11 protein-coding genes are annotated in these 9,746 nt (G+C 63.6%); 6 read left to right on the top strand and 5 right to left on the bottom strand.

Annotated elements, in window-relative coordinates; genetic code table 11:
* Nucleotides 1–347: 347 nt before the first annotated feature.
* The 5 genes from ACIQ36_RS14930 to ACIQ36_RS14910 are packed head-to-tail and all read left to right on the top strand — an operon-like array spanning nt 348 to nt 5,124.
* A complete protein-coding gene (locus tag ACIQ36_RS14930; protein ID WP_395830677.1) occupies nt 348–1,322 on the top strand; it encodes a bifunctional riboflavin kinase/FAD synthetase in 975 nt (324 codons plus the stop codon).
* 12 nt (nt 1,323–1,334) lie between these two features.
* The gene (gene pyrF / locus ACIQ36_RS14925) at nt 1,335–2,090 is read left to right on the top strand and encodes an orotidine-5'-phosphate decarboxylase (protein ID WP_395830675.1); all 756 of its coding nucleotides are present in this window, start codon (nt 1,335–1,337) and stop codon (nt 2,088–2,090) included.
* A gap of 28 nt (nt 2,091–2,118) precedes the next feature.
* The gene (gene accD, locus ACIQ36_RS14920; RefSeq protein WP_395830673.1) at nt 2,119–3,006 is read left to right on the top strand and encodes an acetyl-CoA carboxylase, carboxyltransferase subunit beta; all 888 of its coding nucleotides are present in this window, start codon (nt 2,119–2,121) and stop codon (nt 3,004–3,006) included.
* Between the two features lie 15 nt (nt 3,007–3,021).
* Nucleotides 3,022–4,341 carry a bifunctional folylpolyglutamate synthase/dihydrofolate synthase gene (locus tag ACIQ36_RS14915; protein ID WP_395830671.1) on the top strand — a complete coding sequence of 440 codons (1,320 nt, stop codon included), beginning with the start codon at nt 3,022–3,024 and terminating at the stop codon, nt 4,339–4,341.
* 27 nt (nt 4,342–4,368) lie between these two features.
* A complete protein-coding gene (locus tag ACIQ36_RS14910; protein WP_395830669.1) occupies nt 4,369–5,124 on the top strand; it encodes an alpha/beta fold hydrolase in 756 nt (251 codons plus the stop codon).
* Here the strand turns inward: ACIQ36_RS14910 and ACIQ36_RS14905 are convergent.
* From ACIQ36_RS14905 to ACIQ36_RS14890, 4 genes are read right to left on the bottom strand one after another with little or no spacing between them, the layout of a single operon-like run.
* On the bottom strand, nt 5,121–5,999 hold the full coding sequence (locus ACIQ36_RS14905; RefSeq protein ID WP_395830667.1) for a PhzF family phenazine biosynthesis protein: 879 nt from the start codon (nt 5,997–5,999) through the stop codon (nt 5,121–5,123). The genes ACIQ36_RS14910 and ACIQ36_RS14905 overlap by 4 nt on opposite strands.
* Entirely contained in the window at nt 5,996–6,607 is a 612-nt protein-coding gene (locus tag ACIQ36_RS14900; RefSeq protein ID WP_395830665.1) for a GNAT family N-acetyltransferase, read from the bottom strand. Before ACIQ36_RS14900 ends, ACIQ36_RS14905 begins: the two co-directional genes overlap by 4 nt.
* 7 nt (nt 6,608–6,614) lie before the next feature.
* Nucleotides 6,615–7,487 (bottom strand): alanyl-tRNA editing protein, encoded by an 873-nt coding sequence (locus tag ACIQ36_RS14895; protein ID WP_395830663.1) that lies wholly within the window; start codon nt 7,485–7,487, stop codon nt 6,615–6,617.
* On the bottom strand, nt 7,462–7,734 hold the full coding sequence (locus tag ACIQ36_RS14890) for a hypothetical protein (protein ID WP_395830662.1): 273 nt from the start codon (nt 7,732–7,734) through the stop codon (nt 7,462–7,464). Before ACIQ36_RS14890 ends, ACIQ36_RS14895 begins: the two co-directional genes overlap by 26 nt.
* A gap of 206 nt (nt 7,735–7,940) precedes the next feature.
* On the opposite strand from ACIQ36_RS14890, the gene ACIQ36_RS14885 reads away from it, so the two are divergent.
* Nucleotides 7,941–9,410 carry a PLP-dependent aminotransferase family protein gene (locus tag ACIQ36_RS14885; protein WP_395830660.1) on the top strand — a complete coding sequence of 490 codons (1,470 nt, stop codon included), beginning with the start codon at nt 7,941–7,943 and terminating at the stop codon, nt 9,408–9,410.
* Nucleotides 9,411–9,613: 203 nt separating this feature from the next.
* Here the strand turns inward: ACIQ36_RS14885 and ACIQ36_RS14880 are convergent.
* On the bottom strand, nt 9,614–9,746 hold a 133-nt coding region (locus tag ACIQ36_RS14880), incomplete at its 5' end, for an L-serine ammonia-lyase, iron-sulfur-dependent, subunit alpha (protein WP_395830679.1).

Here is a 9,746-nt window from a genome sequence, read left to right as displayed (position 1 = left end):
CCACGATCCGGCCCACTTTGAGCGCGCGCAGAATCTCTGCCAGCATCCCTCGGAAAAAGGGGCTGTCTTCGATAATCAGCACGCTCAGGCGCTCGAACACGGGTATCCTCCTTCATCGCTCGCAGCCCCGCAAACCAACCCTGCGGCAGAATAACGGGAGCCGCTATTTAAGGGCTTGGGTCGACTAGAATGTCAATAAAAGTCAACCACGAATACATCTTTTGGGCGACTTGAGCGGCGCTGCCCGTTGCCGGAACGGTTTTGCCTGCCTATAACAGCCGCTGTTCGACCAAATCGACTGCGGCGGGGGAGGCAAAATGCCCCCTTGCGACGAAAAAGGATTTCGGATGACCCGGACCCCGGCTAAGGGCACCTGTTTGATACGCGATTTAACCTGCCTGCCCGCCCGTTTCCGGGGGGGCGCGGTTGCCGTGGGAAACTTCGATGGGGTGCATCTGGGCCATCGCGCCGTCATCGATGCGGCGCGCGCCGTTGCCGAGGCCGAGGGGCTGCCACTGTTGGCGCTCACCTTCGAGCCGCACCCGCGCACTCTGTTCGCCCGGCTGAAGGGCCTCGCGGACCCCGACCCCTTCCGTCTCACGCCTGGCCTGACCAATATCCAAGCTTTGGCCGATCTGGGGCTCGATGCTGTCCTCTGCCTGCGCTTTACCCCGGCTTTCGCCCAGCAAACGCCGGATGATTTTATTCAGCATGTGTTGGTTGAGGGGCTCGGCGTGCGTCACGTCGCGGTCGGGCATGATTTCTGTTTCGGGCGCGGGCGGGCCGGGAATGCCGGAACCTTGAGTGCGGCGGACGCTTTTAGCGTTTCGGCGCTGCCGCCCCAAAGCCGGGCCGAGGGGAATGGGGCGGGCGAGGCCTTCGCCTCGACCCTGATCCGCGACCACCTCCGCGCGGGCCGGGTTGAGGCGGCGGCGGCCTTACTTGGGCGGGCTTTCACCCTCACGGGCCGGGTGCGGCATGGCGATAAGCGCGGGCGCACGATTGGCTTTCCCACCGCCAATATCGCCCTGGGCGAGTATCTGCGCCCGGCCTTTGGCGTGTATGCGGTGACGATTGAGATGGATGGGCAAACCTATCGCGGTGTCGCCAACCTCGGGCGGCGGCCTACGGTGGCGGGGCTTACCGAACGGCTGGAAGTGCATCTATTTGATTTTGCGGGCGATCTCTATGGCCGGAAGCTGACGGTGGCCCTGCGCCACTTCCTGCGGCCCGAGCAAAAATTCGACGGGCTGGACGCGCTCACCCGGCAGATCGCCCTCGATGCCCAAGCCGCGCGCGACAAGCTGGCCGCGCTCTGCTAAAAGGATAGCCCCATGAGCCTCGTTAAACCCGCGCCAGTATACGGCGCAAACCCGCAAGCCGCGCAGCTTTACTGCGCCCTCGATACCGTCGAACTCGCGCAAGCCCGGCTGTGGGCGAGCCAAATCGCGGCGCATGTGGATGGGGTGAAGCTGGGGTTAGAGTTTTTTCTCGCCCACGGTCCTGCCGGGGTGCGGGCGATTCAGGCGCTCGGCCTACCAATTTTTCTCGATCTCAAGCTGCATGATATTCCCAATACGGTCGCGGGCGCGGTGCGCGCGGTGGCGGGCTTGGGGATTTCGGTGCTGACGGTCCATGCCAGCGGCGGTGCGGCGATGCTGCGCGCGGCGGCCGAGGCTGCGCAGGACGCGGCGGCCAAGGCGGGGGTGCCCGTGCCGCGCATCGTTGGCGTGACGGTTCTCACCAGTCTGGCCGATGAGGATTTACAGCAAACCGGCCAAACCGGCCCGCTGCCGGATCAAGTGGTGCGCCTCGCGCAGCTTTCCGTGCAAAGCGGGCTGGCCGGGGTCGTCTCCTCGGCGAAGGAAGCGGCCTTGCTGCGCGCAAAACTCGGCCCCGCCCCGCTGCTGGTCGTACCCGGCATTCGCCCGACCTGGGCCGACGCGGGCGACCAGAAGCGGATCGTGACGCCGGGGGAAGCCGTTCGGCTTGGTGGGAGCCTTTTGGTCGTGGGACGGCCAATTACCGAAGCGCGCGACCCGGCAGATGCCGCGCGCCGCGTGCGCGAAGACATGATGGCATCGGCCTGATGGGCCGAAAAACAGGAGCTAAAGCGTTATGAATTGGCTGACCAACTTCGTCCGTCCGAAAATCCGCGCGCTGGTCAGCCGGGGCGCTGAGATTCCCGATAATCTTTGGGTCAAGTGCGACAAGTGCGGCACGATGATCTTCCATCGGGAGCTGGAAGCCTCGCTGCATGTTTGCGCCCAATGCGGCAATCATATGCGCATTGATACGGCAAAGCGCCTGTCGCTGATGCTGGACGAAGGTTTCACCAAGCTCGATATGCCCAAACCCATCGTCGACCCCCTCAAGTTCCGCGATAAGGAACGCTATACGGACCGTCTGAAGCGCTCCCACGCAAAAACCACCGAGCCCGATGCGATTGCCTCGGCGGCGGGCACCATTGGCGGCGTTCCGGCGGTGGTTTCGGTGCTCGATTTCAGCTTCATGGGCGGCTCGATGGGCATCGGTGTCGGCGACGGGTTCGTGGCCGCAGCGCGGGAAGCGGTGGAGCGCAAAGCCGCGTTCATCGCCGTCACCTCCTCCGGCGGGGCGCGCATGCAGGAGGGCATTCTGTCGCTCATGCAAATGCCGCGCACGACGATTGCCGTGCAAATGGTGAAGGAAGCGGGGCTGCCCTATATCGTGCTGCTGACCGATCCCACCACGGGCGGCGTGTCGGCCTCCTTCGCTATGCTGGGCGATGTGCAGATTGCCGAGCCGGGGGCCTATATCGCCTTCGCGGGCGCGCGCGTAATTGAAAGCACCGTGCGCGAAAAACTGCCGGAAGGTTTTCAGCGCGCCGAATATCTGCTGGAGCATGGCATGCTGGATGCGGTGGTTCCCCGGTCCGAGTTGCGCGGGACGCTCGCCAAGATTCTGCGCTTGCTGATGCGCACGTCGCCGCTGCCCGCGCTCGAATCCTCCGCGCCCGCAGCCTAACGCGGATACCCCCCGATGACCGGCCCCACCACCCGCTGCCAGGACGTACTGAAACGCCTGCAATCGCTCCACCCGAAGGTGATCGATCTTTCATTGGGGCGCTTGCAGGCTTTGCTGGATAAGCTTGGCAACCCAGAACAGCGCCTGCCGCCGGTGGTGCATGTGGCGGGCACCAATGGCAAGGGCTCGCTGGTTGCCTATCTGAAGTCGATCTTTCAGGCCTCTGGTTACAAGCCGCACACCTATATTTCCCCGCATCTCGTGCGGTTTAACGAGCGCATCAATCTCGGTGGGAATAATATTTCCGACGACGCGCTCGCTGCGGTTCTGGAGCATATCGAGACCACCAACGACGGCGCGCCGATCACCTTTTTCGAGATTACGACGGCGGCGGCCTTTGTCGCTTTCTCTCAATATCCTGCCGATGTGCTGCTGCTCGAAGTTGGCCTTGGCGGGCGGCTCGATGCGACGAACGTCATTCCGCCGCCGCTGCTGGCGGCTATCACGCCGATTTCGCTCGATCATCAATATTACCTCGGCGATACGATCGAAGCGATTGCCGGGGAAAAAGCGGGGATTATTAAAGAGGGCGTCACGGTCATTGCCGGGCCGCAGCCGCCCGAAGCCTTATCGGTGATCGATTTGCGCGCGGCGTCGGTTGGCGCGCAGGTGCTGGCCTTTGGCCGGAACTGGACGGCGGGAAGCTGCCCGGAAGGGCTGCGCTATCAGGATGATATCGGCACCCTGCTGCTGCCCAAACCCGCTCTGTTCGGCGCGCATCAAATCGAAAACGCCGGGGCGGCGGTGGCCTGTGCCCTGCAACTGCGCAAACGCTTCCAGAAGATCACCACGGTTTCCTTGGCCGACGGCGTGCGCCGGGTGGAGCATCCCGCCCGCATGCAGCGGTTGATCAATGGACCGTTGGTCGATCTGCTGCCCGACACCTGCGAGCTGTGGCTCGATGGGGGCCATAACCCCGGCGCGGGCGAGGCTTTGGCCGTCACTTTGCAAGCCTGGCGCGACCGGCCCCTGTTCCTCGTCGTCGGCATGATCGATTCGAAAGACCCGCGCGGGTTTCTGGCACCGTTGCAGCCCCATGCGCAGGTTATCCGCACCGTCACCATTCCCGAGGAAGCCAATTCGGTTCCGGCGGATCGGTTGGCGGCAATCGCGCAGAACGTGGGTTTTTCCGATGCGGCCTCGGTCGATTCGGTGTCGGAAGCTTTGCGCGATTTTGCCGACCGGGCGATGGGCGCACGCGTGCTCATCTGCGGTTCGCTCTATCTTGCGGGGCGGGTTCTGTCGGAAAATCGCTGCCCACCGCCGATCAGTTAAGAAAAATAAGAGCTTAGGGAGGGTTTCATGAACTCAGCGACGCCTGTGGTGTTTCTGCACGGCCTTGGCTTGGATCGGTACTGCTGGACGCCGCAGATCGAGGCGCTCCACGCCCAAGGCATTCCCTGCCATGCCTGGGAGATGCCCGGCCACGGCGGCGCGCCCTGGGATGGGCAGCCGATGAGCTTTGCCGGTTTGGCTGCGGCCCTCACCGAGTTTCTCGATACGCAGAAGATCGCCACGGCGCATCTGGTCGGTCATTCGATGGGCGGCATGCTGGCGCTGGAACTGGCGGCGACCGCGCCTACGCGCTGCCGCTCGCTCACGCTCATCGGCAGTTCGGCGATGTTCGGGAGCGCCGATGGCAGCTTTCAGCGCACTTTTCTGGCCGAGCGCCTCGGGCCGCTGGATGCCGGGCAGCGCTTAGCCGACCTAGCCCCGGCCCTGGTCGCCGATCTTTGTTTGCCGACGACCGCGCCCGACCTGATCGCCGCGTGTGTGGAAGCGATGGCGCGGATTGACGAAGCCGCCTACCGCGCCGCGCTTGCCTGCCTCGTCACCTTCGACCGGCGCGCGGCTTTGGCGGGGCTCACGATGCCGGTGCTCTGCCTTGCGGGCGAACACGACCGGCAAGCGCCGCCCCAGGGGGTTGAGCGGATGGCGGGGAAAATTCCGGGGGCGCGGTTCCTAACGATCCGTAACGCCGCCCATCTTATGACCTTAGAAGCGCCCGAGGCGGTGACGCAGGCACTCGGGGATTTTATCGCGGAGGGTTCTGCCTAAACGAGCATCGCCCCTTCCAACACGAAGACCGTTTGCCCGGCGAGGATCGTGCGTGTGCCCGTATCTTCCACCCACAGATCGCCGCGCCGGGCGCTGAGTTGGCGGGCGTAGAGTTTCGTCTTGCCCAGGCGGGCGGCCCAATAGGGCGTGAGGATACAGTGGAGCGAGCCCGTCACGGGATCTTCTGGAATCCCCGCCTTGGGGGCAAACATCCGGCTGACAAAATCCACATCCGTATGATCGCCGTTGCCCGCTGCCGTCAGCGAGACTTCATCGGTATCTACCGCTGCGGTTAAGGACACCGAGCGGTGATTGATAGCGGCAATTTTCATCAGATCGGGCTTTGCAGTTGCCACCGTTGCGGCATCTTTCACCAGCGCCACGAGACGATAGGCGGCGGTGGGGCTGCACAGGAGGTCGAGCACCTCTAGGCCCCCGAAGGCGTCCGAGACCTGGGCCAGCAAGGCCGCATCCTCGACCGTCTCCGGGACATCGCGCGGAAAATCGAGCGCATAGCCCTGAGCCCCGGTAGGCAGCGTGGTTTTCTCCACGTAAAGCGGGCCGCTCAGACTGTGAAAGGTGACGCGCGTCGCCTGCGGCTCCAGCTTTTCGAACACCACGGCGGCGCTGGCCAGCGTGGCGTGACCGCAGAGTTGCACTTCCAGCGCGGGCGTGAACCAGCGAATGTCATACTCGACCGAAGCGCCAGGGCGGCGCTGGAGGAAAGCGGTTTCCGACAGATTGTTTTCGGCAGCGATGGCCTGCATCAGCGCGTCCGGCAGCGCCTCGGTCAGCGGCATCACGGCGGCGGGGTTGCCGCGAAACCGTTCGGCGGTGAAAGCATCGACCTGATAGAGGGGTAAGGCGCGGGTCATGCAGGAATCTCTCCATCGGGGTAGAGCTGGCTTTCAAGGCGCGCTTTCACAGCGGGCCATTCGTCGGGCAGGATGGAAAACACGACCGAATGGCGCAGGCTGCCGTCGCTCATAATCATGTGATTGCGCAAAATCCCCTCTTGAACCCCGCCCAGGGCGGCAATGGCCGTGCGCGACTGCTGATTGAGGTGATGGGTTTTGAGTTCGACGCGAATACAGCCCAGCGTTTCGAAGGCATGGCGCAGCATCAAATATTTGGCTTCGCGGTTGGCCCCGCTGCGCTGGCGGTCGGGGACGATGAAGGTCCAGCCGATTTCGACGCGCTTATGGGCCGCATCGATATTGCCAAACCGGGTGGAGCCGATGGGCTGGCCCGTTTCCGCGTCGAGCGTGCAGAAGGGAATGGCGGTTTTGGCCGCGACCATACCTTCGGCGACTTTCAAAAACTCAGGGACAGCGGCGGAATCCTGCGCGGGCAGGCCGCCGAAGTAGCGGAACACGGGCGCGGTGCCGATGGCCTCTTGCAAGCCGGGGCCGTGCGCGGCGGTTAGGGGAGCTAGTTTAACGCGCCGCCCGGTCAGCGTGACCGGCGAAAGATCCAAACTCATTCCATCCTCACGCTTCAAGGAAGGCCAGAACCACACGCCGGTTCCGTTTGCCTTTGTTTTCGATTTTCTCGATCCGAACCGGGCCGATTTCGCCGGTGCGCGCCACATGGGTGCCGCCGCAGGGTTGTAGATCGACGCCGGGAATATCGATCAGGCGCACCTGCCCCGCGCCGCGCGGCGGCTGCACCGACATGGTTTTAACGAGGCCGGGGTTGGCGTCTAGCTCCGCATCGGAAATCCAGCGCTGCCCGACCGGATGATCGCCCGCGATCAGGGCGTTGAGCTGGGCTTCAATCGCGTCGCGGTCCAGCACCAACTCACCGATATCGAAATCCAAGCGGCCCTTATCCTCGTTCACTTGCCCGCCCGTCACCCCCGCCGGAATGACCGAGGAGAGAAGATGCAGGCAGGTGTGCATGCGCATCAGCCGATGACGGCGCGGCCAATCGAGCCGCATCTGCACTGTGTCCCCCGCCACAAGCGCCGGAAGCGGCGCGGTCAGGTGAACAATCGTCCCCGGCGCGGCCCCTTTGCGCGTGTCGAGAATGCGAATTTCATCGCCCGCAGGGGAGACAATCACGCCGGTATCGCCCGGTTGGCCGCCGCCATTCGGGTAGAACAGCGTGCGATCCAACAGGATTTCAGCCCCCGTTTCCGTTGCCGTGATGGCAAGAACCTGGGCGTCGCCCTCGGTGCGATAGGCGTCGCTGCGGAACAAATCTTCCGTTGCCGGGAATATCGGGGCGATTGTCTCACTCATCGGGGCGGTTTCCTGCGGTAAAGGCGGGCGGCGGGTGGGGGCGAGCCAGCGCTGCGACCACATCGGCCACAGCGCTTGCCCAGCCCGGTCCGGATTAGCTCCAGTCAGGAAAGCGGACATTGTGGGTCTCCCGCAAGGGGCTTTGTCCCCTTATGTCCTCTAAACCAAGATCGTGGCGCAGATGATCGGGAACCTCGTGCGGCTGAGGGCGCAAGCGGGCCCTACGGTTGAAGCGCGCAAGGGCTAAGATCGGCAAGGCGAGTAGACGCAGGGCTTTGCCGAAAACGGTCGCGGGGGCCGAGGCGCGGGTGTCTTTGGCGCAGCAAGCGGCATCGGCGGGGGAAATATAAACCATTTTCGTGGCCATTGTCTGTCTCCTTACAGATACAATTAGCGGCAAGTGTCTCTATCTCGACCCGTTTTTGGGGGGCTGTCGAGGGATAAATTGTCCTGAGGACAAAATTGTTTGGTAAAATATGGTAACAATTTTGATTATTGTTTTGTTTAGATGGTGACAATGACCCTCGACACGGCCCCCTCCGGCGGCTAAGCTTGGGCCATAAGGAGACTGCTATGACCGCTTTGCTCGATCCCGCCCCCCGCAGTGCAGGCCCGTTGGTTTCAGCCCGGTCGGAGGATGCTTGGGTGCCCGACCTCAGCCGCTTTCGCGGACCGCGCTATAAGGCGATTGCCGATGCGCTGGCGGCGGATATCGAGCAAAATCGGCTGCCCAGCGGTACGCGGCTGCCGACGCACCGCGATCTGGCCTATCGCTTGAAAGTCACCGTGGGGACGGTAACGCGCGCCTATTCGGAGGCGGAAAAACGCGGGTTGATCGGTGGAGAGGTGGGGCGGGGAACCTTCGTGCGCCCGCGCCTGGAAGCGGTTCCGCCGCAGGCCTTGGGCAATAGTGACACTCTGATCGATCTCGCGATCAATGTTTCTGCGAATAATTCGGGTGGCGAGGCGGAAGCCCTGCGCGAAACTTTGGCCGAGATTGGCTTGCAAGGCGGGGTCGAGCCGTTCCTCGCCTATCAACCGCACCTCGGAATGGCCGATCATCGCGCCGCGATGGCGCGCTTCATTGCCCGCCCCGGCTTTGAGCCCGAACCGGAAACCGTGTTTCTCACCTCCGGCGCGCAGCACGCGCTGCTGATGGCGCTCTCGGCGGTGGCAGCGCCGGGTGATACGATTGCTTGCGACGCCCTCACTTATGGCGGGTTGAAGTCGGCGGCGCGGCTCATGCATTTACGCATCAAGGGCCTGCCCTCGGACGAAGAGGGCATTCTCCCCGACGCCTTCGACGCCGCCTGCCGCGAAGGGCTGGTGAAAGCGCTCTACTGCATGCCGACCCTGCAAAACCCCACGGCGATTATCTGGAGCGCCCAGCGCCGGGCCGAAATCGCGGCGCTGGCGCAACGCCATCGCGTTGCCGTGCTCGAAGACGATGTGTACGGCTTCCTCGTCCCGGAAGCGCCCTTGCCGATGCGCAGCTACGCGCCCGATCAGGTCTATTATCTCAACTCAACCTCTAAAAGCCTCGCCGCGGGCCTGCGCATCGGCGCGCTGGTTGCCCCAACGGAGGCTGCGGCGCGGATTGCCACCGGCGTGCGCACGACCGTGTGGATGGCCCCGCCGCTGATGGCCGAAATCGTCAAGCGCTGGGTAAACGATGGCACGGCGCAACGGCTGGTTGCCGAAAAACGCAGCGAAGGCGCGGCCCGCCAAGCCATCGCCCGCCGGGCGCTGGCAGATTACGGCCTCAGCCCGCGTGCCTGCCATCCCAACGCCTATCATATGTGGCTTAATCTGCCCGAAGGCTGGCGCGACGATGTGTTGATTCCCGCCGCCCGCCGCGAAGGGGTGATTCTCTCGCCAACCTCCGCCTTTTGTGTCGGTCGCACGGTCAGCGACGGGATTCGTCTGGCCCTCGGAACGCCCCGCTGCCGCGCCGATGTGGAAAAAGGCTTCCATGCCCTCGGACGGCTCCTGGGCCGCGACCGTCAGGCGGCAGATTTGGCGGAGGAAGAAAGCGTTATCTAAGGCCTGTCAGGGGCGTTGCCCCGATGCGCTCTGCGCGTCAAACGCGCGCGGACACCCCTTAGCCAAGGGGCTTACCCCTTGGCATTCCCATAATAAAACCTGTTTATTTTATTCTTTTGGTGAAATCCCAAAACGCGGATTCTCAAGGGGCCGCGGCCCCTTGAGTGGGGCGAGGGGCAAAGCCCCTCCTTTACCGATGCTGGCTAACAGGCCACCACATTCACCGCGAGGCCGCCTTGGGCGGTTTCCTTGTATTTGCTCATCATATCGTGGCCGGTTTGGCGCATGGTTTCGATGACTTGATCGAGGGAAACCCGGTGCGTGCCGTCGCCTTGC

Origin of the sequence: Elstera sp., from assembly GCF_044372965.1 — a bacterium.
In the GTDB taxonomy this organism is placed as follows: Bacteria; Pseudomonadota; Alphaproteobacteria; order Elsterales; family Elsteraceae; genus Elstera.
Note: the sequence above shows the minus strand (reverse complement) of the source record. Positions and strands in the feature narration are given on the sequence as shown.